The 23,366-nt window shown below is 65.1% G+C and carries 28 protein-coding genes; 25 read left to right on the top strand and 3 right to left on the bottom strand.

The window, feature by feature from the left end:
* Position 1 precedes the first annotated feature (1 nt).
* From fliE to queE, 24 genes are all read left to right on the top strand, one after another.
* On the top strand, positions 2-361 hold the full coding sequence (fliE, locus tag HUK73_RS10980) for a flagellar hook-basal body complex protein FliE (RefSeq protein ID WP_176591935.1): 360 nt from the start codon (positions 2-4) through the stop codon (positions 359-361).
* Position 362: 1 nt separating this feature from the next.
* A complete protein-coding gene (gene fliF, locus HUK73_RS10975) occupies positions 363-2,111 on the top strand; it encodes a flagellar basal-body MS-ring/collar protein FliF (protein WP_176591934.1) in 1,749 nt (582 codons plus the stop codon).
* Positions 2,104-3,123 carry a flagellar motor switch protein FliG gene (gene fliG, locus HUK73_RS10970; protein ID WP_176591933.1) on the top strand — a complete coding sequence of 340 codons (1,020 nt, stop codon included), beginning with the start codon at positions 2,104-2,106 and terminating at the stop codon, positions 3,121-3,123. Before fliF ends, fliG begins: the two co-directional genes overlap by 8 nt.
* A gap of 49 nt (positions 3,124-3,172) precedes the next feature.
* Positions 3,173-3,748 (top strand): flagellar biosynthesis protein, encoded by a 576-nt coding sequence (locus HUK73_RS10965; RefSeq protein ID WP_176592925.1) that lies wholly within the window; start codon positions 3,173-3,175, stop codon positions 3,746-3,748.
* Positions 3,745-5,073 (top strand): FliI/YscN family ATPase, encoded by a 1,329-nt coding sequence (locus tag HUK73_RS10960; RefSeq protein WP_176591932.1) that lies wholly within the window; start codon positions 3,745-3,747, stop codon positions 5,071-5,073. The genes HUK73_RS10965 and HUK73_RS10960 overlap by 4 nt, the downstream gene beginning before the upstream one ends.
* Positions 5,070-5,495: a hypothetical protein gene (locus HUK73_RS10955; RefSeq protein WP_176591931.1), complete on the top strand. Its 426-nt coding sequence runs from the start codon at positions 5,070-5,072 to the stop codon at positions 5,493-5,495. Before HUK73_RS10960 ends, HUK73_RS10955 begins: the two co-directional genes overlap by 4 nt.
* Positions 5,488-7,440 carry a flagellar hook-length control protein FliK gene (locus tag HUK73_RS10950; RefSeq protein WP_176591930.1) on the top strand — a complete coding sequence of 651 codons (1,953 nt, stop codon included), beginning with the start codon at positions 5,488-5,490 and terminating at the stop codon, positions 7,438-7,440. The genes HUK73_RS10955 and HUK73_RS10950 overlap by 8 nt, the downstream gene beginning before the upstream one ends.
* A gap of 22 nt (positions 7,441-7,462) precedes the next feature.
* Complete coding sequence (gene fliL, locus HUK73_RS10945; protein WP_176591929.1) at positions 7,463-8,122, top strand: flagellar basal body-associated protein FliL; 660 nt, start codon at positions 7,463-7,465, stop codon at positions 8,120-8,122.
* A 51-nt stretch (positions 8,123-8,173) separates the two neighbouring features.
* Positions 8,174-9,058, top strand: coding sequence for a flagellar motor switch protein FliM (locus tag HUK73_RS10940; RefSeq protein WP_176591928.1), 885 nt, complete (start codon positions 8,174-8,176; stop codon positions 9,056-9,058).
* The gene (fliN, locus tag HUK73_RS10935) at positions 9,055-9,393 is read left to right on the top strand and encodes a flagellar motor switch protein FliN (protein ID WP_176591927.1); all 339 of its coding nucleotides are present in this window, start codon (positions 9,055-9,057) and stop codon (positions 9,391-9,393) included. Before HUK73_RS10940 ends, fliN begins: the two co-directional genes overlap by 4 nt.
* Before the next feature lie 175 nt (positions 9,394-9,568).
* Positions 9,569-9,835, top strand: a complete 267-nt coding sequence (locus HUK73_RS10930; protein ID WP_176591926.1) for a flagellar biosynthetic protein FliO — start codon at positions 9,569-9,571, stop codon at positions 9,833-9,835.
* 88 nt (positions 9,836-9,923) lie between these two features.
* Positions 9,924-10,700 (top strand): flagellar type III secretion system pore protein FliP, encoded by a 777-nt coding sequence (gene fliP, locus HUK73_RS10925; protein ID WP_176591925.1) that lies wholly within the window; start codon positions 9,924-9,926, stop codon positions 10,698-10,700.
* A gap of 10 nt (positions 10,701-10,710) precedes the next feature.
* On the top strand, positions 10,711-10,983 hold the full coding sequence (gene fliQ / locus HUK73_RS10920; RefSeq protein WP_176591924.1) for a flagellar biosynthesis protein FliQ: 273 nt from the start codon (positions 10,711-10,713) through the stop codon (positions 10,981-10,983).
* Complete coding sequence (gene fliR / locus HUK73_RS10915) at positions 10,980-11,762, top strand: flagellar biosynthetic protein FliR (RefSeq protein ID WP_176591923.1); 783 nt, start codon at positions 10,980-10,982, stop codon at positions 11,760-11,762. Before fliQ ends, fliR begins: the two co-directional genes overlap by 4 nt.
* Positions 11,763-11,765: 3 nt before the next feature.
* Positions 11,766-12,905 (top strand): flagellar type III secretion system protein FlhB, encoded by a 1,140-nt coding sequence (gene flhB / locus HUK73_RS10910; protein WP_176591922.1) that lies wholly within the window; start codon positions 11,766-11,768, stop codon positions 12,903-12,905.
* Between the two features lie 94 nt (positions 12,906-12,999).
* A complete protein-coding gene (locus HUK73_RS10905; protein WP_176591921.1) occupies positions 13,000-13,467 on the top strand; it encodes a hypothetical protein in 468 nt (155 codons plus the stop codon).
* Between the two features lie 93 nt (positions 13,468-13,560).
* Positions 13,561-14,964: a flagellar filament capping protein FliD gene (gene fliD / locus HUK73_RS10900; RefSeq protein ID WP_176591920.1), complete on the top strand. Its 1,404-nt coding sequence runs from the start codon at positions 13,561-13,563 to the stop codon at positions 14,962-14,964.
* Between the two features lie 21 nt (positions 14,965-14,985).
* Entirely contained in the window at positions 14,986-15,384 is a 399-nt protein-coding gene (gene fliS, locus HUK73_RS10895) for a flagellar export chaperone FliS (protein WP_176591919.1), read from the top strand.
* 138 nt (positions 15,385-15,522) lie between these two features.
* Positions 15,523-16,719: an aspartate aminotransferase family protein gene (locus tag HUK73_RS10890; RefSeq protein WP_176591918.1), complete on the top strand. Its 1,197-nt coding sequence runs from the start codon at positions 15,523-15,525 to the stop codon at positions 16,717-16,719.
* Positions 16,720-16,777: 58 nt separating this feature from the next.
* Positions 16,778-17,707 (top strand): ornithine carbamoyltransferase, encoded by a 930-nt coding sequence (gene argF, locus HUK73_RS10885; protein WP_176591917.1) that lies wholly within the window; start codon positions 16,778-16,780, stop codon positions 17,705-17,707.
* 75 nt (positions 17,708-17,782) lie between these two features.
* Entirely contained in the window at positions 17,783-18,691 is a 909-nt protein-coding gene (locus HUK73_RS10880) for an Hsp33 family molecular chaperone HslO (RefSeq protein ID WP_176591916.1), read from the top strand.
* Between the two features lie 89 nt (positions 18,692-18,780).
* Positions 18,781-19,176, top strand: a complete 396-nt coding sequence (locus tag HUK73_RS10875) for a DUF3617 family protein (protein ID WP_176592924.1) — start codon at positions 18,781-18,783, stop codon at positions 19,174-19,176.
* A gap of 47 nt (positions 19,177-19,223) precedes the next feature.
* Positions 19,224-19,916 (top strand): 7-cyano-7-deazaguanine synthase QueC, encoded by a 693-nt coding sequence (queC, locus tag HUK73_RS10870; protein ID WP_176591915.1) that lies wholly within the window; start codon positions 19,224-19,226, stop codon positions 19,914-19,916.
* Between the two features lie 4 nt (positions 19,917-19,920).
* On the top strand, positions 19,921-20,568 hold the full coding sequence (gene queE / locus HUK73_RS10865) for a 7-carboxy-7-deazaguanine synthase (RefSeq protein WP_176591914.1): 648 nt from the start codon (positions 19,921-19,923) through the stop codon (positions 20,566-20,568).
* Between the two features lie 41 nt (positions 20,569-20,609).
* Here the strand turns inward: queE and HUK73_RS10860 are convergent, their stop codons facing one another.
* The 3 genes from HUK73_RS10860 to lipB form a co-directional block, all read right to left on the bottom strand.
* The gene (locus HUK73_RS10860) at positions 20,610-21,302 is read right to left on the bottom strand and encodes a hypothetical protein (RefSeq protein WP_176591913.1); all 693 of its coding nucleotides are present in this window, start codon (positions 21,300-21,302) and stop codon (positions 20,610-20,612) included.
* Between the two features lie 100 nt (positions 21,303-21,402).
* The gene (locus tag HUK73_RS10855) at positions 21,403-21,702 is read right to left on the bottom strand and encodes a hypothetical protein (RefSeq protein WP_176591912.1); all 300 of its coding nucleotides are present in this window, start codon (positions 21,700-21,702) and stop codon (positions 21,403-21,405) included.
* Between the two features lie 64 nt (positions 21,703-21,766).
* A complete protein-coding gene (lipB, locus tag HUK73_RS10850) occupies positions 21,767-22,480 on the bottom strand; it encodes a lipoyl(octanoyl) transferase LipB (protein ID WP_176591911.1) in 714 nt (237 codons plus the stop codon).
* Between the two features lie 76 nt (positions 22,481-22,556).
* Here lipB and HUK73_RS10845 point away from each other — a divergent pair, with 76 nt between their 5' ends.
* Positions 22,557-23,342, top strand: coding sequence for a glycerophosphoryl diester phosphodiesterase membrane domain-containing protein (locus tag HUK73_RS10845; protein WP_176591910.1), 786 nt, complete (start codon positions 22,557-22,559; stop codon positions 23,340-23,342).
* The last annotated feature ends 24 nt before the right edge of the window (positions 23,343-23,366 follow it).

Below are 23,366 nucleotides of genomic sequence, written 5' to 3'. Positions count from 1 at the left end.
CATGTCCGGCATTTCCCCCACCGACAGCGTGATGGCGATCCGCAACGCCATCCTTCAGAGGAACGCCGCGCTGCGTGACGTCGCCCAAACCGGCAATGTCGGCACGGGCTCTGCGGTCGGCACCAATGGCGCCACCGCGCCGGGCGGCTTTACCGACGCGCTGAAATCGGCGCTGGAGCAGGTCAATGGCCTGCAAAATCAGGCGGGTGAAGCAGCCGCCTCGTTCGAACGGGGGGAAACCACCGATATTGCCGGGGTCATGCTGGCCAAGCAGCAGGCGTCGGTCAGTTTCGAAGCCACCCTTCAGGTCCGCAACAAATTGTTGTCCGCTTACAAGGACATCATGAGCATGCCGGTGTAATATGAGCGAGAACGCACTCACCACGAACGTTGGCGGCGCTGCCGCTCTTCCCGCCACCAGCCCCGCCGCCTTTGGCGGCGCCAAGGGCGTCGATGCGCTGAAGGCGCGCTTCACCGGCTTCCTCAAGCAGCCGGCCGTGGCGAAAAGCCTGCCGCTGCTGGGCCTGCTGGGCGTCGTCGCGACGGCTGGCGCGGCCTGGCTGGCGCTGCGCGAGCCGCCGCAGCGCGACCTGTTCCGCGCCCTGCCCGATGCCGACAAGTCGGCGGTGGCGCAGGTGCTCGATCAGAATGGCATCCGCTACGACTTCGACAATGCGGGCGGCATGACTGTTGGCGAGGGCGATTATTTCAAGGCGAAGATGATGCTCGCCGCGCAAGGCCTGCCCAAGAGCGCGCCCGACGGCAACAGCATGATCGACAGCCTGCCCATGGGCGCGTCGCGCGCCGTCGAGGGTGAAAAGCTGCGTTCGGCCCGCGAAATGGACCTGGCCCGCACGATCGAGGCGATCGACAGCGTGGAAAGCGCCAAGGTGCACCTGGCGGTCGAGCCGCCGAGCGTGTTCCTGCGCGAACGCTCCAAGCCCTCGGCCTCGGTGATGCTGCGGCTCGCTTCGGGCCGCCAGCTGACCGACGCGCAGGTCAGCGCCATCGTCCATCTGGTCGCCTCCTCCATCCCCGAGCTGAACCCGGAGGATATTTCGGTCGTCGATCAGAATGGCCGTCTGATCAGCAATAATGACAGCAATGCCGCCGACGACCGCCAGCTTGCCGTCCAGACCCGGATGGAGGATCGCTATCGCCAGTCGGTGATCGCGCTGCTGACGCCGATTCTGGGCGCAGGCAAATTCTCGACCGAGGTGCACACCGAGCTGAACTTTGCCGAGCGTCAGGCGACCCGCGAAACCTATCCGCAGGACGAGGCGCGGCTGCGCAGCGAAACCGGCACCTGGGCATCCGACCCGCGCGGTCAGGGCAAAGGAGAGGCCAGCGGTATTCCGGGCGCGCTCAGCAATCAGGCGCCGGTCAACCCGACCGTGACCCAGACCAATCCCAATGGTCAGGCCGTGGCGCAGGGCACCACCAGCGCGCAGACCGCCGCCCAGCCCGGTACGCCGCCCAATCCGCTGATGAAGACGGAAGAGACGTTCAACCGCAATTTCGAGCTGGGCCGTGAAGTCTCCGTGACCAAGGACGCCATCGGCACGGTGAAGCGCCTGTCGGTCGCCGTCGCGCTGGACAATGGCCCGGACGGCAAGCCGCGCAGCGCGCAGGAAATCGCTGCCCTCGAAGCGCTGGTGAAGGGCGCGGTGGGTTTCGATCAGGCCCGTGGCGACGTGGTGGCGCTGTCCTCGCGCAGCTTCGCCAAGGAGGAAGAGGTCAAGGCGCCCTGGTATGAGGCCGAATGGGTCTCGCCGCTGGTGCGCAATGTCTCCGCCCTGCTCGTCGCGCTGCTGCTGATCTTCGGCATTGGCCGCCCGCTGCTCAAGCGCCGCGCCGCTGCCCAGACCGCCGCCGCCGAGGATGTTGCCGCAGAGGGGCAGAAGATCGGCCGCGAGATCTCGACCGAGATCGGCCGTCAGGCGACGGTGAACCCTGATGGTTCGATGCCGGTCACGCTCGACATGATCTCGTCCACTTACGATTACGCCCAGCGTGCCGACCTGATCCGCAATTTCGTGAAGCAGGACCCCGACCGTGCCGCGCTCGTCGTCCGCGACCTTCTGAAGGAAGGGAAGAAGGAAAATGCCTGAGGCCGCCGAAGTCGCCACCCCGGCGCTGAAGGGCAGCGCCGCCGCCGCCGTCCTGTTGATGCTGTTCGACGAGGATGAGGCCGCGCAGATATTGTCCCGTCTGGAGCCGGAGGAAGTCCGCCAGCTTGGCTATGCGATGTACGACGTCGCGGATGTCGCGGTCGAGGAAGTCAACGAGGCGCTGGACCATTTCGTCACCAAGGCGAAGAAGCGCACGACCATCGGCTATGGCGCGACGCGTCATATCCGGGGCGCGATGACCAAGGCGCTGGGCGAGGAGCGGGCCGAGAACATGCTGGCGCGCATCACTCCGCCGACCCGTTCGACCCAGCTGGAAATGCTGAAATGGATGGATGGCAAGGAAATCGCCGCGTTGATCGAGGCGGAACATCCGCAGATCATGGCGATCGTGCTCGCTCATCTGGAAGCGCCGATCGCCGCTGATGTGCTGCAATTGCTGCCGGTCGAATATCAGGAAGAGATCGTCTACCGCATCGCGACGCTTGGGCCTGTGTCGAACGAGGCGCTCGATGACCTGGAGCAGCTGCTGCTGCGCGGCAATATGGCCAAGAAGCAGGGCGGCGCATCGCAGCGCGGCGGCACGATCGAGGCGGCGGCGATCATGAACAATGTCCGCAAGGACAATGAGCAGCGCATCATCAAGGCGCTCGCCAAGCGCGACAAGATGGTCGCCCAGACCATCGAGGAGGAGATGTTCGTCTTCGACAATCTGATCGACATGGACGACAAGAATCTGGGCACGCTGATGCGCACCGTCGACAGCGCGGTGCTGGTCGTGGCGCTGAAGGGCGCGAACGACATGCTGAAAGCGAAGATCTTCGGGTCGATGTCGGCGCGCGCCGCACAGGCCATATCTGACGAGATCGAGGAACGCGGTCCGATCCGCCTCGCCGAAGTCATCGACGCGCAGAAGCTGATCATCGCCACCGCGCGCCGCATGGCCGATGCGGGCACCATCATGCTGGGCGGCAAGGGGAACGACTTTGTATAAGGGCTGGGCCGCGAACGGGCTTGAGATCGCCAGCGTTCCGCTGGGCGGCATGGGGCAGGTGACGAGCGGCGGTTTCCGCAACCTGTTCACGCCGGCGCACGCGGCGCCCGGTCAGCCGGTGCATGATGCGGCGCCGGAAAGCGGAGAGGATCTGCTGGAGCAGGCACGGATCGAGGCCTTCACCCTGGGCTTTGAAGAAGGCAGCCGCGTGACGGCGGACGCCAACGCCGCCGATGTCGAAGCGCGCCGGCGTCTGGCCGAAGCGCTGGAACTGCTGGCGCCCGCGCCCAGCGGCATGCTGTCCACCATGCTGTCGGCCACGGTGGTGCGGCTGGTCGAGCAGATCGTGGGCGAGGTGGAGATCGACATCGAACGGCTGCTGCAGCGCTGCGACAGCGTCGCCGCCTTTATCGAGGATCATGACGAGAAGGGTGCGCTGCACCTGCACCCCGACGATATCGTGCTGCTGGAAGGCGAGAGCATCGGCGTCAGGCTGGTCGCGGATGGGACGATGCAGCGCGGCTGCGTACGCCTGGAAACCGCCGATGGCTGGGTGGAGGACGGCCCGGACGTGCGCCTGTCCCGCCTGCGCGCGCTGCTCGACGATATGGAAGGAAAGGCATGATCCGCGCTGCGCTGGCTCAGGCGGAGACGCTGTTCGACCATATGCAGGTCCAGAACCGCCAGCCGCGCCATGTCGGCCGTCTGGTCAGCCATGATGCGGGCATGCTGGAAGTCACCGGCTTCCGCCGTCCCATCGGTGCGGGTGCGCGGGTGATCGCGGCGGACGGGACGATCTGCCGCGCCGAGGTGGTGGGCTTTCGCGGGGACAAGACGCTGCTCGTGCCGCTCGACGCCGACGCGCCGCTGGAAAATGGCGCGCGGGTGGAACCGGACAGCCAGGCAAGCATGGTGCAGGTGGGCGATGGCCTTATCGGCCGCGTCATCGACGCCATGGGCCAGCCGCTCGACCGCAAGGGGCCGATCATCGCGGGCGGGGCGTGGCCGCTCAACGGGGTGAAGGGCAATGTCCTCGACCGGGGCCGCGTCACCGAGCCGTTCGATCTGGGCGTGCGCGCTGTCAACGCGCTGCTGACCGCCGGGCGCGGCCAGCGCATCGCCATCATCGCAGGCTCGGGCGTCGGCAAGTCGGTCCTCATGGGCCAGATGATTCAGGGCGCCGAAGCCGATATCGTCGTCGCCGGCCTGATCGGGGAACGCGGCCGCGAGGTCAGCGACTTCCTTGAAACCAAACTCAAGGGCGCGATGCACAAGAGCATTGTCGTTGCCGTGCCCGCCGACCATCCGCCGGTGCTGCGCCTGCGCGCCGCCGCCCGCGCAACCGCCATTGCCGAATATTTCCGTGCGCGGGGCAAGAAGGTGCTGCTGCTGATCGACAGCCTGACCCGCTGCGCCCATGCCCAGCGCGAAATCGGGCTGGCCTTGGGCGAACCGCCCGCGATGAAGGGCTATCCGCCCTCCGCCCTCGCGCTGATCCCGCGTCTGGTCGAGCGGGCGGGCGTCGATGCCCGCACCGGCGGATCGATCACTGCTCTCTATACCGTGCTGGCCGATGGTGATGACACCGACGATCCGATCGTCGACGCCGCCCGCGCCATTGTCGACGGGCATTTCGTGCTGTCGCGCCATCTGTCGGAACAGGCGATCTTCCCCGCCATTGACATCGGCAAGTCGCTCTCCCGCGTCATGGCCGATGTGGTGCCGGACGAGCATCGCATGGCCGCCGCCGCCTATCGCCGCCTCTGGGCCGCCTATGAGGAAAATCGCGACCTGATCCTGATGGGCGCCTATCGCCCCGGCAATGATCCGGTGATCGATGAGGCGGTGCAGCGCCGTCAGGAAATCCTCGACTTCATCCGGCAGGATCAGAAGAGCTTCATCGACCTCGACACCAGCGCCAACGCCTTGATCGCTGAGTTCGGCGCATGAAGGGGGAGGTCGCCCGCCGCAACCGCGTGCTGCGCGTCCGTCATGTGCAGCACGCCATGGCGGTGGCCGAAACCGCCCGCGCCCGCGACGAGGCGGAGGGTATCGCCCGCAATGTCGAGCGGCTGCGCAATGTGCGCAACGATCTTTTTTCGGGCCAGGGCATGGCAACTGGCGCGAATTTTGCAGCGATGCAGGAACTGGCGGGCCGTCTGGAACAGGCGGGGCGTCAGTTGGATGGTGCGCTCTACGATGCGCGCCGCAAGGTGGAGGTCAAGGAAGGCCTCAGCCTCGCGGCCAATCGGGATCGCGAAATCGCCGTGAAGCTCAAGGATCGCGCCCGCGCGGACCTGGAGGAATGGCGGGAAAACAAGCTCGCGGCCCTGCCGCGCTATCGCCGGATGCAGAGGACAGGAGATGTCTGACGTGAACATGCTGACCAGCCTCAAGGCCCTGCTCTTTTCCTCGGCGGCCACCAAGATGCCGACCGAAGGGACGGCTGTGCTGGCCATGCCGGGGGAAGGGGCGACCGACTTTGCCAGCCTGCTCAATGGCACGATGGAAGGGGCGCCCGGCACCCCGGCGGTGGCGGCAACACCGGCGCTGGCTATCACGCCTGACCTGACGGAGACGGTCGAGGAAGGCGCCATGCCGACTGAAGTCGCCAGCCCGCTGCCCCACGGCCTCGCCACGGCACTGAACGCCATCCAGACGCACCGCGCACCGTCTCTGCCACTGCCGCCGGGCATCGCGAAGAAGGTGGACGAGGCGACGCAGCTTGTTCCCACTGAAACCCCGCCTGCCGAGGCTGAACTGACGGAACCTGTTGCGGCGCAGCCTGCCCCTCAGGGTGACGATGTGCAGGGCACACCCGTTGTCGAGACGGATGCGGCAAGCCCTGAACCGCCGGAACTGAAGCCGTTGGAACTGCCCAAGGCACCGCATCTGGCTGAAAAGACCGAAGTGCCGCAGTCCGCGCCGGCGGTCGTGCCGGCGCCCATCGCTCAAAAGGACGAAGAGCCGGAGGCGAAACCGGACAGTGATAGCAAGAGCGAGGATGATGCGGCGCAACCGTCCAGCGATAGCGTTCCGGCTGCGCCCGTTCCGACACCCATGCCGATAGTCGTCATGGCACCGCAGGCCGCGCCGCTTCAGCAGGCTGTCGCGCCCGCGCCGATTCAGGATGTCCCGGTTCAGGACGTAACTCCCATGCCTTCGCGGCACGCCGCGGCTTTTCCTGTCGTCATGCCCCAGGCGGGGCCAGAGGATCAGGAGGAAGTGAACGCGCCCGCCGTTGAGCAGGACGCCCCGATCGTGCCTGCTCCTGCCGCAGTTGCTCCGCAACCGGCGACGCCGCTCCGCGCTGAACGTATCATCGCGCCGGACAACGCACCCGTTATGGCGGCAGCCGCCTCCGTTCCGGTCAGCGCCCCGGTCGCGACGGCGGTCCAATCTTCCCTGGGTAATGAAGAAGTTCCGAGTGCAGACAAGCCGGTCCTGCCCGATCAACCGCTGGCCACGGCGCCGGACGTCAAAGCGCAGCCGATGAAGGCCGAAGCCCTGACCCTGCTGCAGCTGGTGCGCGATCAGTTGAATGCTCGTTCACCGGGTACGCCCGCTCGCGTGGGAGAGCAGGTTTCGGCCACCGTGCGCACGAAGGCGGAGCATGCTGCCCCCGTCAGCGATGCTGCCAGTGCGCCGCTTCAGCCGGTCGCGAACGATGCCGCGCCCCAGCCCGCACCGGCGCAGCCTGCCATCCTCACGGCGGCTCCGTCCATTGTTGCGAATCAGCCCGTGGTCGACATGTCCGCCAGCCTGGATGCGCAGGTGGTCGATATGGGCGTGTCCGGCCAGTGGATCGACGGTCTGGCCCGCGACATCGCCGGGCTTTCGGCAAACGGGGCGCAAGGACGTTTCCAGATCCATGCCAACCAGCTCGGTCCGGTGCAGGTCGATATCCGCCAGGGCAGCGACGGTGCGGCGGTCAGCCTGACCGTGGCCAGCGAGGCGGCCGAAACGGCGCTGCGTCAGGACAGCGACCGGCTGCGCCTTGACGCCAGCCTGTCGGCGGTGCGCATTTCCGAAGTGAAGATCGAACGGGCGCCCCATGTCGCGGAAGCGGCGCGGGCGGACGGCGCAAGCCAGCAGGGATCACAGCAGCAGTCATCCCAGACCGCCAATGGCTGGACCAACAGTCAGAACATGGCGCAATCCCAGGGTCAGGCCCAAGGCCAGGCACAGGGGCAGGGCCGGTGGCAAGCCCGCGAAAATAGCGCCTTTGCCCCTAAAAATTCCGGCGATGCGGCCGTTCTTAACCATGACGATGCGCGCCGGGCGGGCAATGACGCCATAAGCGCGCGCTATGCCTGATTAAGACGGGGGACCGATTTTCATGAGTGACGACGCGAAGCCGAAAAAGAAAAAGGGCGGGGGCATGAAGATGATCCTGCTGATCGTCGTCGCCATGGTGGTCGGCGGTGCGGGGGCGGCGGGCGGCCTCTATGCCGCCGGTTTCTTCAGCCCGAAGGAAGAAGGGCCGAAGGAAGACCCGAACAAGCCCGTGCTCGTCCTGGCGGGCGAAAGCGCGGAGGAAGTCGCCAAGGCCCATGGCTATAGCGGCGGTGGCGAAAAGGAAGGCGGCCATGGCGGTGGCGGCGGCGGCAGCTATGTGCCCTCCAATGTCCACATTCCGGCCAAGGGCATCGACCTGCCGACCCCGGCCAACCCGGCGGCCTATCAGGCGACCTATTTCCAGCTTCAGACGCCCTTCACCTCGAACATGTCCGACACGGATGCGTTTGCGCAGATCTCCATCGCCATTTCGACCTATTATGACATTCGCGTGGTCGAGGCGATCAAGACCCATGAGATGGCGATTCGCAGTCAGGTTTTGATGATGCTCGCCGAACAGCCGGTCGAGACGCTTTCCACGCCGGAGGGCAAAAGGGCGCTTCAGAGCAAGATCAAGACCATCATTAACGACATTTTGAAGCAAAAGACGGGCTATGGTGGCGTCGATAACGTTTATTTTACCAATTTCGTTATTCAATAGGGCTGCCTGAATGCGCGGGAAGTCCCCCGCCTGTGACGGCAGGGGACCAAAATGACCGACGTTCAAGCCTACGCCTTCGGGCGGGTGGAATCGCAGGCGCCGCTGATGCTTTCAGGGCTGGACCGGCTGGGCGAAAAGCTCGGCCGGCGTCTTCGTGCCTTGATCGAGCCGATTGCCGGGGCGCGCCCGCTTGTCACCACGCGGGACGCGCGGGCGCTGGAATTCGGCGCCTGGAGTGCCGAGGTGCCTGCATCCGCCAGCATCGGCGTCTATCGCCTGGCGCCGCTCAAGGGACAGGTGTTGCTGCGGCTGGACGCGGCGATGATCTCGACGCTGGTCGACTGCTTCTATGGCGGCATTGGCAATCGTCCGCTGGCCCAGCGCGGCGAGTTCACGCCCACCGAGGACCGGCTGATCGCGCGCATTTCCGATGGTTTCATGGCCCGGCTGGTGGAATGCTGGGCCGACATGCTGGCGATCGAGCCGGGGCTGATCGTGCGCGAGACCGGCGTGGGTTTCGCCGCCGCCGCGCAGCCGGGCGAGCAGATGGTGTTGCAACGCTTCACCCTCAGCATCAGCCGCGACAATGAATGGCCGGTCGACCTGCTGTTCCCGCTGGCCGCGTTGCGTGCCGTGGAGCCGCTGATGGGATCGAAGATGCCGGTGGACGAGGAACGCGCCGATCCCGTCTGGCAGGGGCGCATCGCCACGCGGATGCGCGACATCCGGCTGTCCACCCGCACGGTGCTGGCGCGTCCCAATCTGTCGCTGGCCGAGCTGATGCAGCTCAAGGCCGGAGACGTCATTCCCGTTACCATCAACCGCAGCCTGCCGCTGATCGTGGGCGACCGCATCGTCGCCCATGGCTCGATCGGCGAACAGGATGGCCGCGCCGCATTCCAGATTGAAAAGCTTGTACAGGGATCCGAACAATGAGCGATATGAGCGACGCCCCGCGCCTCGACAATGTGGGCGAGGACAGCATCAGCCGCATGGTGAACAACCGCCAGTTCCGGCTGCTGGCGGACATTCCCGTCCGCATGTCGGTGGAGGTCGGATCGACCTCGCTGCGTCTGGCGCAGGTCATGGACCTTGCCGAGGGCAGCGTGGTGGAACTGGACCGGCAGGCCGACGATCTGCTGGACATCATGGTGAACGGTGCACTGATCGCCAAGGGCGAGGTGGTGACGGTGAACGGGCGCTACGGCGTCCGTATCGTCGAGATCGCGGCGACCGAAACGCGGTTGGCGGGCGTTGAACGGCGCGGGTGAACAATTACCGCTTGCCTTGCGCGCTATAATTGGCAGACCGCTTGGCAAATTAACCATGAATCCGTGCCGGTTCTGATTGATCCGGAACCGATTTATGGATTTTGTTTACCGTGATTTCCGAGTCGTCAGACAGGTCCGTCTGACTTGAAATCACTCTAGTCGCGAAAGCCCGTTCATGATCTGGTACTTCGTCAAGCTGCTGATATTGTTGCCGCTGGTGGGGGGCATGGCCTTTGGCGCACTCTGGCTGTGGCGCAAATATCAGCCCGGCATGATGGTCGGGCAGAATGACCGCTCCCTGAAGGTGCTGGAAGCCTTGCCGATGGGGACTTTCGGCAAGCTCGCCGTGGTGGAGTTCGAGGGGAAGAAGATCCTGCTGTCCGTAACCCGCGGCCGCATCGAGAAGATCGCGGAAGGCGACTCCTATCGTGCTGGGCGCTGATGCTGTCGTTCCCGCGAAGGCGGGAGCCCATCTCCTGAGAGGTGCGTCTGGATGCGAGGTCCGGGGATGGATTCCCGCCTTCGCGGAAATGACGAAGTGGGTTGTGTTGGTGGTGCTGCTTGCAGCGCTGCTCTACGCCATGCCTGCCTTCGCGCAGGCCGCCCCGGCTGCCCCCCCCGCCGACAATGGTGGCGCGCTGACCCGTGCCATGGGGCAGATTTCGGGCGATGGCCGCTCGCTGTCGCTGAGCCTGCAAATCCTGATCCTCATGAGCCTGTTGACGGTGCTGCCGTCGCTGGTGCTCATGATGACCAGCTTCACCCGTATTCTGATCGTCCTGTCTCTGCTGCGTCAGGCGCTGGGGTTGCAGCAGACGCCGCCCAATCAGGTTCTGGTAGGCCTGACCCTGTTCCTGTCGCTGTTCGTGATGCGGCCCTATGTCGACCAGATCAACGCGCAGGCCTTTGACCCCTATGGCAAGGGGCAGATTTCCATCGAGGAAGCCGTGGGCCGCTCGGGCAAGGTGCTGCATGGCTTCATGGCCAAGCAGACGCGCGAAACCGACCTCAAGCTCTTCGCCAATCTGGCTGAAGCGCCCGCCGTCCGATCGCCCGCCGACATTCCCTTCTCGATCCTGCTGCCCGCCTTCGTGACGTCGGAACTGAAGACCGCGTTCCAGATCGGCTTCATGATCTTCCTGCCGTTCCTGATCATCGATCTGGTCGTTGCCTCCACGCTGATGGCGCTGGGCATGATGATGCTGTCCCCGACGATCATCTCCATGCCGTTCAAGCTGCTGCTGTTCGTGCTGGTGGATGGCTGGGCGCTGACGATGGGGTCGCTTGCCGGCTCCTTCGCGACATAGGAACCGCAGGATGGAGAACGCCGATTTCTTCATGGGGCTGGCGCAGCAGGCGCTGTGGATCACGGCGCTGGCGGCAGCGCCGATCCTGATTCCGGCGCTGGTCGCGGGCGTGCTGATCGGCATGATCCAGGCGGCGACCTCCATCAATGAGCAGACGCTGAGCTTCATTCCCAAGATTCTGGTCGTCGGAGCGATGCTGGTGATCTTCGGCGGGTCGATCATGGTGCTGATCGCCGATTTCACCCGCGAGATTTTCGAACGCATACCGGACCTGCTTCAATGATCGCTCCGGGCTTCGCCAATGTGGAAGTCCAGCTGTGGATATGGCTGATCGCCATGATCCGTCCGGGCGCGGCCTTCATGGCGGCACCCGTTTTCGGCGCGCCGGCGGTGCCGTTGCAACTGCGGCTGATCCTGTCGCTGGCGCTGGGCATGGCGGCGCTCAACAGCGTGCATATCGTGCTGCCCCATGACGGCGTCGCCAGCTTCGAAGGGATCATGCTGGTCGCGGGCGAAGTGCTCGCCGGTCTGGCCATGGGCTTTGCGGTGCAGATCGGCTATGCCGCCGCGCTGGTCGCGGGGGAGGCCATCGGCAACACCATGGGCCTGAATTTCGCGGCGATGGTCGATCCCTCTTCGGGGCAGGCGACGCAGGCGGTGGGACAGTTCCTCTCGATCCTTGCCACCTTCCTGCTGCTCGCCATGGACGGGCATCTGATGCTGGTGAGCTTTGTCGTGCAGAGCTATCAGGCGATCCCGCCGGGCGGCGCGCTGCTGAGCAACGACGCGGTCTGGCATCTGATCGAATTTGGCGGCGCGCTGCTGGGTGCGGGGCTGACCATTGCATTGCCGGTCGGTTTCGCGCTGGTGCTGGTGCAGATCGTCATGGGCATGCTGTCCCGAACGGCGCCCGCGCTCAACCTGTTCGCGGTCGGCATGCCGGTGGCGCTGATGGCCGGACTGATCCTGCTGGCCATGGCCGTGCCGATCATGGGCGAGGGCATCACCATCGCGCTCAAGGCTGGCCTCGATCAGGCCCAGTCTCTGTCGGAAGGGCGCTGAGCCATGGCGGAGAGCAATGGCGGCGGCGAAAAGACCGAAAAGCCGACAGCCAAGAAGCTGAAGGACGCCGCGAAAAATGGCGATATCCTTCAGTCCCGCGATCTGGCCACCGCTCTGGTGGTGATGGCGGGGATCGGCTGGATCGCCGTCACCGGCCCTTCGGTCGTGGAATCGCTGTCGCAGATGCTGGTTCAGGCATTGCGCTTCAATCGCGAGGATATCGTCAATTTCGCCCCCGCCGCCCGTGGTTTCAGCCTGCTGTCGGGGATCGCCCTGCCGGTCGCGGGGATCATGCTGGCGACGCTGATCGCGGCAATTGCCGGGCCTGCGCTGCTGGGGTCGCTCGGCTTCCGTCCCGGCGCCTTCACGCCCAAGGCATCGAAGCTCAATCCCGCCTCCGGCCTCAAGCGCATGTTCGGGCTTCAGGGTTTGATCGAACTCATCAAGTCGATCGCCAAGGTGTCGTTGCTGGGCGCCATCGGCGTCTGGATGATCTGGGACCGGATGACCGAGATTATTGGTCTTGGGAAATCGGGGCTGGCGCCCGCCATGTCGGACCTGGGCAATATGTTCATCATGACCTGTCTGGTGATGGCGGGTGGTTTGTTCCTGATCGCGGGCATCGACGTGCCCGCGCAGCTCATGCAGCGGTCCAAGCGGCTGTCGATGAGCAAGCAGGAGATCAAGGACGAGCATAAGGAAAGCGAAGGCTCGCCGGAACTGAAAGGGCATATCCGCCGCCGCCAGTTCGAGGTATTGAGCGGCTCCACCCGGAAGGCGGTGGCCGAGGCCAGCGTCATCATCACCAACCCGACCCATTTCGCCGTCGCTCTGCGCTACAAGCCGGGGCAGGACGCAGCGCCGGTCGTGGTGGCGCGTGGTTGCGATGCGGTGGCGGCGGCGATCCGCGATCTGGCCGACCAGAATGGCGTGACGGTGCTGCAATATCCCGAACTGGCGCGCGCTATCTACTTCACCTCGCGCGCCGGGCAGATCGTCAATGAAGGTCTCTACATGGCGGTCGCGACGGTGCTGGCCTTCGTCTTCCGGGTGGAGAATCGCATGGCGGGCGAGATGGACCGACCGTTCATTACGGTGCCGGACGATCTGCGCTTCGACGCGGACGGCAAGAAAATGCCGTAGATTCAATAGGGTTATGGAAAATAACGATCCTTAATTCAAGTTTAGGATTTATTGTCCGTATAATATTCACGGGCGCGCATTAAGATGGTGCGTCATGGACGACTATTTTTCGCGGACTGAGATATCGCCGGTTGAGCGCAGCGCCAACCGGGCGCCCTCGGCCGTTTCCGCAATCCGGCCGGTTTCTCCGGCCACCACCGCCGGCACGGTGCGCCGCGGCGGCGGGTCGGCATCTCGGGCCACCGTCGATGATCAATCCTCGTCGGAAGGCAGCATCGCCAGCAGCGCCGAATATGCCAGGGTCCATGCCCGCATCGCCGACATATTGGCGGATTTGCGCAGCCAGGGCAGCACCACCACGGTCGATGGGGCGGCAGAGGAAATCCAGTCGATGCTGCCGTCGCCGCAGGTGCTGGTGCCCTTGCCGCCTGCTTCGAAAGAGGCGGTGGAAAGCTCCATCCGCATCGCCAGGCGCATTGTGGAGCAGGCCGCTTATGCCCATGCCGCGCAGGCCAATATGGGGGGCGGGGCCGTCGACCAGATCATCTCTGCCGGGGTCTGACGCGCGCCTTTCCGCTTTTTTGCGGTGGCCCATGAAAATCATTCCTAAAGGTCTTGGGCCTAGGGCCGTTCTCGCATTTGAAAGGACGGCCCAATGACTTCGGTGAGCAGCAGCATCTTGACGGCGCTTGGTGCGGGATCGGGTATCGATACCTCATCGCTCGTGTCCAGCCTGGTCAGCGCGACCAAGGAGCCGCGCCAGACCGCGATCACCAGTCGCCAGACGACGAACAATGCGCGCATTTCCGCGCTGGCCTCCGCCTCCAGCTCGCTCGATACCTTTGCCGATGCGCTGAACAGCCTGCTGGCAGGCACCGGCTATTCGGGCACGCCTGCCTCCAATGACGCCAGCATCGTCGCCGTCAGCGCGCTGCCCGGCGGGACGCCGGCGGGCCTGCCCGCGCAGATCGTGGTCAACCAGCTTGCCTCCGCGCGGTCGCTGGCATCCACTCCGGTGGCCGGCGCCACGTCCAGCACGGCGGTGGGCGAAGGGCAGCTGACCCTGACGGTCGCCGGCAAGAGCCAGACGATCACCATCGATTCGACCAATAACAGCTATGCCGGGCTCGCGGCCGCGATCAACAATGCCGGGCTGGGTGTCACGGCGTCGGTCGTCACCGATACGCAGGGCACGCGGCTGGTGATGAAGGGGCCGACGGGCGCCGCCAACGATATCTCGCTGACCAGCGTGTCGGGCACCGATCTGGCGAAGTTCGCATGGAACGGCACGGACAGCGCCACCATGGCTTCGGCGGGCGATCCCAAGGATGCGATCATTCTGCTCGACGGGGTGGAGCAGCATTATGCCGGCAACACCATCGACAGCGCGATCGCCTATCTGCGTATCGACCTCAACAAGGCGGCGCCGGGCACGAGCGTCACGCTGGCCACGACGGAACCGACCACCTCCATGCGCGACCTGATGGTCGAGTTCGTCGACGCCTATAACACGCTGATGAAGGCGCTGAACACGGCGACGGCTACCGGCACCGACTCCTCGAACGCAGGGGTGTTGAACGGCGAATCATCGATCCGCGACATGAAGCGGCAATTGTCGCAGATCGTGTCGACCCAGCTGACCTCCACCGGCACCTACAAGACGCTGAACGATCTGGGCGTCAGCACCAATCGCGACGGCACGCTGTCGCTGGACACGACGATGCTGGACAAGGCGATCGCGGCGGACCCGACGGCCATCACGCAGATGCTGAACCCGTCGGTCAAGACCGACACCAATATCGGTCTGGCCGGGCTGATGGACAAGGTTCGCACCAATATCGAGAAGGATGGCGGACCGCTTGCCAGCTCCCAGGCCCAGTACAAGGCGCTGGCGACTGACCTGAGCGATCAGCTCGACAAGCTCGACACGCAGATGGCGGATTATCAGGACCAGCTGACCAAGGTCTATTCGGCCATGGAAACCCGGCTGTCCGCGCTCAAGGCGACGCAGAGCTATCTGGAGCAGCAGGTTGCGCTCTGGACCAAAAGCAACAATTGATAAAAAAGGGTCAGGAAGATCATGTTCTATAATCATGGCGGCTTTGGCGGCGCGGCGGCGCGGCGTTATGCGGCGGTCCACACCGGCAGCCGGATCGAGGGCGCGACGCCTCATGCACTGGTCAAGGTGCTGTTCGACGAGCTGCTGCTGGCGCTGGACGCCACCGCGTTGGCCGAGCGGAACGGTGATCGGCTCAAGGTGTCGGACAAGCAGGCCCGCGCCATGTCGATCCTCTTCGCGCTGGAATCGAGCCTGGACTTCGGCAAGGGCGGTGACATCGCGACCGGCCTCGCGCAAATCTATCGCGAGGCGCGCCGCCTGCTGCTGGTCGGCGCGAAGGACCATGTTGTGGAGCCGGTGGAGCAGGCCCGCGCGATGATCGGGGAAATCGCCGATGCCTGGACCCAGATCGGCCAATAAGCGGCTGATCCACGCATTGCCGTAGCGGGTTGCGCCCTCGGGTGTGCCCTTGTATAGGCAGCGCTCGCAAAGGGCGGCCCGGCGGGGGCCGCCTTTTTGCGTTTCGGAACGTACAATCAGCCCAGAAAGGGAAGGACCATGTTGATTACGCCGCTCATGCCCGTTTACCCCCGGTGCGATGTACGCCCGGTCCGAGGCGAGGGCTGCTATCTGATCGGGGAGCGCGGCGAGCGCTATCTGGATTTCGCCAGTGGCATCGCGGTCAACCTGCTGGGCCATGGGCATCCGAAACTGGTCAAGGCGATCGCGGATCAGGCCGCGACGCTGATGCACACGTCGAACCTCTACGGCATGCCGCTGGGCGAGACATTCGCGCAGCGTCTGGTCGACGCGACCTTCGCCGACACGGTGTTCTTCACCAATTCGGGGGCCGAGGCGGTGGAGTGCGCGATCAAGACCGCGCGCCGCTATCACTACGCCAATGGCGAGGCGCACCGGCACAAGATCATCAGCTTCGACAATGCCTTCCACGGGCGGACGCTGGGCACGATCTCCGCGACCAGCCAGCCCAAGATGCGCGACGGCTTCGAACCGCTGTTGCCCGGCTTTACCGTGGTGCCGTTCAACGATCTGGAGGCCGCGACGGCCGCCGTCGATGAGAATACGGCCGGTTTCCTGGTGGAAACGGTGCAGGGTGAGGGCGGCGTGACTCCGGCGACACAGGAGTTCCTCTCCGGCCTGCGCAAGCTGTGCGACGAAAAGGGCATGCTGCTGATCCTGGACGAGGTGCAGTGCGGCTATGCCCGCACCGGCACCTTCTTCGCTCATGAGCAATATGGCCTGAAGCCCGACATCATGGCGGTCGCCAAGGGTATCGGCGCGGGCTTCCCGCTGGGCGCCTGCCTTGCCACGGAAGAAGCGGCCAAGGGCATGGTGTTCGGCACCCATGGCTCGACCTATGGCGGCAATCCGCTGGCCATGGCGGTCGGCATGACCGTGCTGGACGAGGTGCTGGGCGAGGGGTTCCTTGATCATGTGAAGGCGATGGGCGCGCGTCTGCGTTCGGCGCTGGAGCAGCTGATCCCCAATCATGACGGCATGTTCGAGGATGTGCGCGGCATGGGCCTGATGCTGGGCGTCAAGATGACGGACAGCTATGATGCGCGCAATTTCGTGGCGCATCTGCGCGACAATCATGGCCTACTGGCGGTGTCGGCGGGGCAGAATGTGGTGCGCATCCTGCCGCCCCTCGTCATCGAGGAAAGCCATATCGCCGAATGCATCGAAAGGCTGTCGGCCGGTGCGCGGAGTTTTGCGGACGCAAACGCGGCCTGACACCAATCATCCCCCTCCGTCCGCTTGAAGCGGACGGAGGATGGGAATGGGGGTTTTCATGACCAGACATTTTCTGAACCTGAGTGACGCGGGCGGCGATGCGATTGCCGCCATGATAGCCGATGCCATCGACCGGAAGGCAGCGCGCAGGAGCTGGCCCAAGGGGCAGGCCGATGCGGATGCGCCGCTGGCCGGCCATACGCTGGCGATGATCTTCGAGAAGAATTCGACCCGGACCCGCGTCAGCTTCGACATGGCGATCCGGCAGTTGGGCGGCACCTCGCTGATCCTGGACGGCGCGACCAGCCAGCTCGGCCGGGGCGAAACGGTGGCCGACACGGCCCGCGTGCTGAGCCGCATGTGCGACGCCATCATGATCCGCACCGACGATCATGCGAAGATCGAGGAAATGGCGCATTATGCCAGCGTTCCGGTGATCAACGGCCTGACCGACCTGTCGCATCCCTGTCAGATCGTGGCGGACCTGCTGACCGTGGTGGAACATGGCGTGGCGTTGCCGGGCAGCCAGTGGGCCTGGCTGGGCGACGGTAATAATGTGCTGCATTCGATCGTCGAGGCGGCGGGCCTCATGAAATTCGATGTGCGCATCGCCGTGCCGGAGGGCTATGATCCCGACCCGTCCTTTGAGACCGAAGCCCGCACGCGCGGCGCACAGATCATCCACAGCCGCGATCCGCAGGCGGCGGTCGCGGGCGCCGATATCGTCGTCACCGACACCTGGATCTCCATGGGGCAGGCCCATGCCGAGGAGAAGCTGGCGGCGATGATGCCCTATCAGGTGACGCCCGAATTGATGGCGCTGGCCAAGCCGACCGCCAAATTCCTGCACTGCCTGCCTGCCCATCGCGGCGAGGAAGTGGTGGAAGCGGTGATCGACGGCCCGCAGTCGGTGATCTGGGACGAGGCGGAAAACCGCATCCATGCCCAGAAGTCGGTTCTGCTGTGGGCGCTGGGCCGCCTCGGTTGAGTTTGAATGGGGCGACCCTATCTAAGCGCCTTTGCATGACTGGCCCGTCGAACAGCGGGTCGCACGGAGCCTGATTTGACCTCTACCGCCCCTATCGACCACGCCCTTGGCTTCACCATCCCCTCGCGCCATGTGCGTGGGCGGATCGTGCGGCTGGGGCCGGTCCTTGACGATGTACTGGCCGCCCATGCCTATCCGCCGCAGATCGAGCGGTTGCTTGCCTCCGCGCTGGTGCTGGCGGCGCTGCTGGGTTCGACGCTCAAGGATGCGGGCGGGCAACTGACGCTTCAGGCGCAGACCGAAAATGGCGTCGTCAGCCTGCTGGTCGCCGATTACAAGGGCGGCGAAGTGCGCGGCTATGCCAAGTTCGACGCCGACCGGCTGGTCGAACTGGGTCCCGACCCGACCTTGTTCGGGCTTTTCGGCAAGGGCTATCTCGCCATCACCTTCGATCAGGCGGTGAGCGGCGAGCGCTATCAGGGGATCGTGCCGCTCGAGGGCGAATCGCTGGCGGACGCGGCGGAGCATTATTTCTTCCAGTCCGAACAGATTCCCAGCATCATCCAGATCGCGACCCGCCATGACGCGGGCGAGGGGTGCCTTGCCGCGGGCCTGCTGCTCCAGCATCTGCCGGAGGGCGAAGTGGGACGCGAGCGGTTGCATGTCCGCCATGATCATCCGGAATGGGAACATGTTCAGGCGCTGGCCCATACGCTGAAGGACGCGGAACTGACCGACGGCGATCTGCCGTTGAGCGACATCGTGTGGCGGCTGTTCCATGAAGAGGATGAGGTGCGCGTCACCGATCCGACAGCGCTTACCAAGGGGTGCCGTTGCGACCTTGGCCATATTCGCAGCGTCATTGGCCGCTTCCCGGCGGCGGAGCGGGCGGAGATGGCCGACGATCAGGGGGTCATCGGCGTCGATTGCGCCTTCTGTTCGCGGCTGTTCCCGGTCGCGCTCGACAGCTTCGCGGGGGGCTGAGGCACCGCGCCCGTGCCAATGCTGCTATCAAATTGCCGCATTTGGCGCGCAAGACGGATGCCGATCAGGCGATCGACAGGGGGATCGGAATGATGGCGGGACGGCTTGCCCTTGCCTTGACGATGATGATGACGACGGGCGCGGCCGTTCATCCGGCTGCTCCCCCGCCGCACCTGCCCAAGGGGTTGGAAGCGGGTGAATGGCAATTGCGCGAGCGGGGTACGGGGGTGGTCCGCCGGCTCTGCGTCGCCCATCTGAACCAACTGCTGCAAAGCCGCCATGGGGGCGGGGGTTGCAAGAGCCTGACCGTGAACGAGACGCCCAAGCGGCTTGTCGTCAGCTATGAATGCGGCGCGGCGGGCAATGGGCGGACCGACCTTCGCGTTGAAACGCCCCGGCTGGTGCAGATATCGTCGCAGGGGATCGCCAATGGCGCGCCCTTCGACTTTGCGCTGGAAGGGCGATGGGTCGGCGCCTGCCATTAAGTCCGACTCGCTTGCACTGACGCGCCGGGAGGCGTAGCGCGGCGATCATGGTTGCCAATAGCGAAAAATTCGCCGTCGTCCTGCTGTCCGGCGGGCTCGACTCCATGGTTGCGGGCGGGCTGGCGCGCGAGGCCGGTTATCGGGTGCACGCGCTCTCGATCGACTATAATCAGCGGCATCGCCTGGAATTGCAGGCGGCGGGGCGCATTGCCTCGGCGCTCGACGCGGTGTCCCATATCGTGCTGCCGCTGGACCTGACGGCCTTTGGCGGGTCGGCGCTGACCGCCGATATCGCCGTACCCAAGGATGGTGTCGGTCCCGGCATTCCCATCACCTATGTGCCTGCGCGCAACACCATCTTCCTGTCGCTGACCCTGGGTCTGGCCGAAGTGGCGGGGGCGAGCGACGTGTTCATCGGGGTCAATGCGCTCGATTATTCGGGCTATCCCGACTGCCGGCCGGAATTTATCGACGCCTTCCAGACAATGGCGACGCTGGCGACCAAGGCCGGGGTCGAGGGGCATCCCATCCACATCAACGCGCCGCTCCAGCATATGAGCAAGGCCGATATCGTGCGGGAAGCGCATCGGCTGGGGCTGGACGCGGGGTTGAGCTGGTCCTGTTACGACCCGACGCCCGACGGCAAGCATTGCGGCCTGTGCGACAGTTGCCGCCTGCGCTCCAAGGGCTTTGAGGAGGCGGGGCTGCCCGATCCCACCATCTATGCGGTGAAGCCCTGACGCCATGAGCTATGCGGTCAAGGAAATGTTCCTCACCCTGCAAGGCGAAGGCGTTCATGCCGGGCGCCGGGCGGTGTTCCTGCGCTTTGCCGGATGCAATCTGTGGACCGGGCGGGAGCAGGATCGGGCGAGTGCGGTCTGCCAGTTCTGCGATACCGATTTCGTCGGCACGGATGGCGATGGCGGCGGCAAGTTCGCGGATGCCGACAGTCTGGCCGATGCGGCGCTCGCCTTTTGGGGTGAGGGGCGGGAGGGGCGCTATATCGTGCTCACCGGTGGGGAGCCGATGCTTCAGATCGACGATGCGCTGGTCGATGCGCTGCATAAGCGGGGTTTTGCCATTGCGGTCGAGAGCAACGGCACCTTGCCCGCGCATCCGGGTCTGGATTGGGTTTGCATCAGCCCCAAGGCCGGGAGCGAGGTGGTGCAGCGCAGCGGCAATGAACTGAAGCTGGTCTGGCCGCAACCGGGGCAGGGACACAGTCTGGCCGATGTCGAGGCTATGGAGGGGTGGGCCTTCGACCATCTGCTGATCCAGCCGCTGGACGATCCGAATGCGGCGCGCAATGCGCAGGCGGCGGTGGATCTGGTGATGGACCGGCCACGCTGGAGGCTGAGCCTCCAGTCCCATAAATATCTGGGGTTGCGGTAGAAACCGCGCTCCTGCTTTCACAGGAGCGCATCAGTGCCTGTTCAGGGCTGGCCGCCGGTTTTCTGGTTCCAGGCCGTCTGGCAGGCGGGCAGCAGCTTGCCCTTCTTCCAGCATTTGGGGTCGAAAGAGGGCAGCGCCAGCGAATAGCTGCGGCCCGGATCGCCATAAAATTGTTCGCCCGCGAGGATCAGCGACTTCTTGATGGAGCCAAGGCCGTTGCGGGCGACTTCATTGAGCGTCCCGCGCTGGGCGAAGATCGCCTGCCGCCCGACCAGTGCCGCTGCCTGACAGAAGCCGCGCTGCGCCTGCACCGTCGAATAGCCTGAATAGATGCGCGTACCATATTGGTCCGACGCCATCTCGCCGGGCTTCCCCTTGCCCACGGTGCGCTGGAAATAGCCGAGCAGCGTGGCCTGCGCCGAATCCAGTTCGGCGTCATGATGGGCGATCATGGCGTTATAGTTGCTGATCGACAGCAGGGTCGGTTCGAACTGGCATTGCAGCGCCGCGACATTGAGCGCCGCGCGCAGGTTCCACACGAGCCCCGCCTTGATCTCCGCCGCATTGGCGCCGGGCAGGCCGAGCGCGGTCGCGGCCTCCGCATCGGTCAGCGGCGGGGTCGAGAAATCGGGCGGCGACCAGAAGAATTGCGCCGCGGCGGGCTGGGCCAGCAGGGGCATGGCCAGAGCCGTCAACCCCAGAGCGGCGCGGCGCGCGTTGGAACGGAATGTCATCGAAATCCTCTCTGGAAACATGGCTGCTGGATATCGTCCGGCTGAGTTTTGGCGGTCCTGCCCAGGCGCATCTGTATCACGCCTGAATGGGAGCACCAGCCTATTGATCGGAAAGAACTTCCGTATCTGCCGCCGGCTTTTCCTCGCCGTCCTTGGGCTTCTTCGGGGCGGGCGCGGGCGTGGCGGCATTGTCGCTGTGATTTGCGGGCACCGCCAGGGCGCCGCCTTCGCTCTGTACGCCGTCCAGATCGGTCATGGCGTCGGTGGCGGTGCCGTCGACCACCTCCATATGGTTCATGGGAACGGCGGTGCTGTTCTTTTCCTTGCCGCCGCAGGCCGCCAGGGCCATGCAGCCGGACAGGATCATCGTCGTACAAACCATCTTCGCGTCAAGGCGCATCCGGGTCTCCATCAAGCGTGTTTCAGCATGCCCGGTAGCCCCCCACCTGGCGAAAGCCGTGACCCTAGCGGCCCGTACCGCATTGCTCAACCCCCGCCCCGTCGCCGGAGGGGCAGCGGCGCAGGCGGCTGAGGAAGGCGGGGAAATGACGCTTCAGCGCTGCGTCCAGGTCCGCCATTGACGCTTTTATGCCCAAAGCGGCGATGCTGGTCACGGGATATTCGGCCAGACCGCACGGTACGATGCCTCCGAAATGGGACAGGTCGGGATCGACATTGATCGAAAAACCGTGGAGCGTGACCCAGCGCCGCACCCGGATGCCGAGCGCGCCGATCTTCGCCTCCTGACCCTGCCGGTCGTCGGTCCAGATGCCGATGCGGCCCTCCGCGCGGCGGGCGGATATGCCAAGGTCGCCCAGCGCGTCGATCATCCAGCCTTCCAGATGATGGACGAAATTGCGCACGTCCTTGCCGCGTTCGCGCAGGTCGATGTTGAGATAGCCGATGCGCTGGCCGGGGCCATGATAGGTATAACGGCCACCGCGCCCGGCATCGTGCACGGGGAAGCGCGGGTCGAGCAGCTCGGCGGGATTGGCACTGGTGCCCGCCGTGTAGAGCGGCGGATGTTCCAGCAGCCAGACCCGTTCGCCGGCCTGTCCTTCGAAGATCGCGGCGGCCCGCGCCTCCATGTCCGCCAGCGCGGCGGGATAGTCGACGGGCGCGCTGTCGACACGCCATTCGATGGATTGCGGCGCTGAGGATGGGGGCGGGGATGACATGGCGCTTCCTTGACTTGGCGCGGGCGAGCGATCAAGTCTCCTGCGCGTTTTCCAGACTATCACAGGGCGTAAAGATATGGCGACAATGTCCATCGGCAAGGCTTGGGAGGAGGCGGTCGCCTTCGTCCAGCGCGAAAGCAGCCTGCTGTTCCCCGTCGCCCTGCTGTTCATCGCCTTGCCCAGCGTCATATTGGGCGAGATGACGCCGCCCGAACTGACGGCCTGGGCCGCATCGCAGCCGCGCGGCGCATTGCCGCCGATCCCCGCCAGCTATGTGCTGGCGATGCTGCTGACGGCGCTGTTGATCTGGTTCGGGTCGCTGGCCCTGTTCGCGCTGGCGCTGCGTCCGGGCATCAGCGTGGGAGAGGCGCTGCGGCTCAGCCTAGCGCGCTTGCCCGTGCTGATCGGGACCAGCTTCGTCGCCGGGGGCGCGATCGCACTGGCCCTGATTGTGCTGACCCTTGTGGGAATGGTGATCGCCGCTGTGTCCCCGGCGCTGCTGGCGCCGCTGCTGGGGGCGGCCATGGTGGCGGTGCTGGCCTTTGTCGGCGTGCGGCTCGTGCTGCTCAACCCCGTGGTGATCGACGGGCAGGACGGCGTGGTTGCATCGTTGAAGCGGAGCTGGCAGCTGACCAAGGGCCATTTCTGGCATTTGCTGGGCCTGATCGCCGTGCTCTCGCTGCTCTCGCTGATCGCCAGTTCCGCTGCGCAGGCGGTGTTCGGCATCATGGGCCGCCTGATTGCTGGTGCAGACGGTGCGCGGTTGATCGGCGGGGTGGCGGCCGCCGCCGTTTCGACCGTGGTGCAGGTCTATATGCTGGTGATGCTCGCCCGCCTCTACCGGCAGGCGTCGGAACGCTGATATTTCCTCGATGGTCGCGATTTC

Source organism: Sphingobium sp. EM0848, from assembly GCF_013375555.1.
In the GTDB taxonomy this organism is placed as follows: domain Bacteria; phylum Pseudomonadota; class Alphaproteobacteria; order Sphingomonadales; family Sphingomonadaceae; genus Sphingobium.
The sequence above is the reverse complement of the archived record's forward strand: the minus strand, read 5'-3'. Positions and strand labels throughout refer to the sequence as shown.

What these genes read in the sequence shown, in the direction of transcription:
- fliE (WP_176591935.1), top strand. Translation starts at nt 2, where the DNA reads ATGTCCGGCATTTCCCCCACCGACAGCGTGATGGCGATCCGCAACGCC.
- fliF (WP_176591934.1), top strand. Translation starts at nt 363, where the DNA reads ATGAGCGAGAACGCACTCACCACGAACGTTGGCGGCGCTGCCGCTCTT.
- fliG (WP_176591933.1), top strand. Translation starts at nt 2,104, where the DNA reads ATGCCTGAGGCCGCCGAAGTCGCCACCCCGGCGCTGAAGGGCAGCGCC.
- HUK73_RS10965 (WP_176592925.1), top strand. Translation starts at nt 3,173, where the DNA reads ATGGGGCAGGTGACGAGCGGCGGTTTCCGCAACCTGTTCACGCCGGCG.
- HUK73_RS10960 (WP_176591932.1), top strand. Translation starts at nt 3,745, where the DNA reads ATGATCCGCGCTGCGCTGGCTCAGGCGGAGACGCTGTTCGACCATATG.
- HUK73_RS10955 (WP_176591931.1), top strand. Translation starts at nt 5,070, where the DNA reads ATGAAGGGGGAGGTCGCCCGCCGCAACCGCGTGCTGCGCGTCCGTCAT.
- HUK73_RS10950 (WP_176591930.1), top strand. Translation starts at nt 5,488, where the DNA reads ATGTCTGACGTGAACATGCTGACCAGCCTCAAGGCCCTGCTCTTTTCC.
- fliL (WP_176591929.1), top strand. Translation starts at nt 7,463, where the DNA reads ATGAGTGACGACGCGAAGCCGAAAAAGAAAAAGGGCGGGGGCATGAAG.
- HUK73_RS10940 (WP_176591928.1), top strand. Translation starts at nt 8,174, where the DNA reads ATGACCGACGTTCAAGCCTACGCCTTCGGGCGGGTGGAATCGCAGGCG.
- fliN (WP_176591927.1), top strand. Translation starts at nt 9,055, where the DNA reads ATGAGCGATATGAGCGACGCCCCGCGCCTCGACAATGTGGGCGAGGAC.
- HUK73_RS10930 (WP_176591926.1), top strand. Translation starts at nt 9,569, where the DNA reads ATGATCTGGTACTTCGTCAAGCTGCTGATATTGTTGCCGCTGGTGGGG.
- fliP (WP_176591925.1), top strand. Translation starts at nt 9,924, where the DNA reads ATGACGAAGTGGGTTGTGTTGGTGGTGCTGCTTGCAGCGCTGCTCTAC.
- fliQ (WP_176591924.1), top strand. Translation starts at nt 10,711, where the DNA reads ATGGAGAACGCCGATTTCTTCATGGGGCTGGCGCAGCAGGCGCTGTGG.
- fliR (WP_176591923.1), top strand. Translation starts at nt 10,980, where the DNA reads ATGATCGCTCCGGGCTTCGCCAATGTGGAAGTCCAGCTGTGGATATGG.
- flhB (WP_176591922.1), top strand. Translation starts at nt 11,766, where the DNA reads ATGGCGGAGAGCAATGGCGGCGGCGAAAAGACCGAAAAGCCGACAGCC.
- HUK73_RS10905 (WP_176591921.1), top strand. Translation starts at nt 13,000, where the DNA reads ATGGACGACTATTTTTCGCGGACTGAGATATCGCCGGTTGAGCGCAGC.
- fliD (WP_176591920.1), top strand. Translation starts at nt 13,561, where the DNA reads ATGACTTCGGTGAGCAGCAGCATCTTGACGGCGCTTGGTGCGGGATCG.
- fliS (WP_176591919.1), top strand. Translation starts at nt 14,986, where the DNA reads ATGTTCTATAATCATGGCGGCTTTGGCGGCGCGGCGGCGCGGCGTTAT.
- HUK73_RS10890 (WP_176591918.1), top strand. Translation starts at nt 15,523, where the DNA reads ATGTTGATTACGCCGCTCATGCCCGTTTACCCCCGGTGCGATGTACGC.
- argF (WP_176591917.1), top strand. Translation starts at nt 16,778, where the DNA reads ATGACCAGACATTTTCTGAACCTGAGTGACGCGGGCGGCGATGCGATT.
- HUK73_RS10875 (WP_176592924.1), top strand. Translation starts at nt 18,781, where the DNA reads ATGATGGCGGGACGGCTTGCCCTTGCCTTGACGATGATGATGACGACG.
- queC (WP_176591915.1), top strand. Translation starts at nt 19,224, where the DNA reads ATGGTTGCCAATAGCGAAAAATTCGCCGTCGTCCTGCTGTCCGGCGGG.
- queE (WP_176591914.1), top strand. Translation starts at nt 19,921, where the DNA reads ATGAGCTATGCGGTCAAGGAAATGTTCCTCACCCTGCAAGGCGAAGGC.
- HUK73_RS10860 (WP_176591913.1), bottom strand. Translation starts at nt 21,302, where the DNA reads ATGACATTCCGTTCCAACGCGCGCCGCGCCGCTCTGGGGTTGACGGCT.
- HUK73_RS10855 (WP_176591912.1), bottom strand. Translation starts at nt 21,702, where the DNA reads ATGCGCCTTGACGCGAAGATGGTTTGTACGACGATGATCCTGTCCGGC.
- lipB (WP_176591911.1), bottom strand. Translation starts at nt 22,480, where the DNA reads ATGTCATCCCCGCCCCCATCCTCAGCGCCGCAATCCATCGAATGGCGT.
- HUK73_RS10845 (WP_176591910.1), top strand. Translation starts at nt 22,557, where the DNA reads ATGGCGACAATGTCCATCGGCAAGGCTTGGGAGGAGGCGGTCGCCTTC.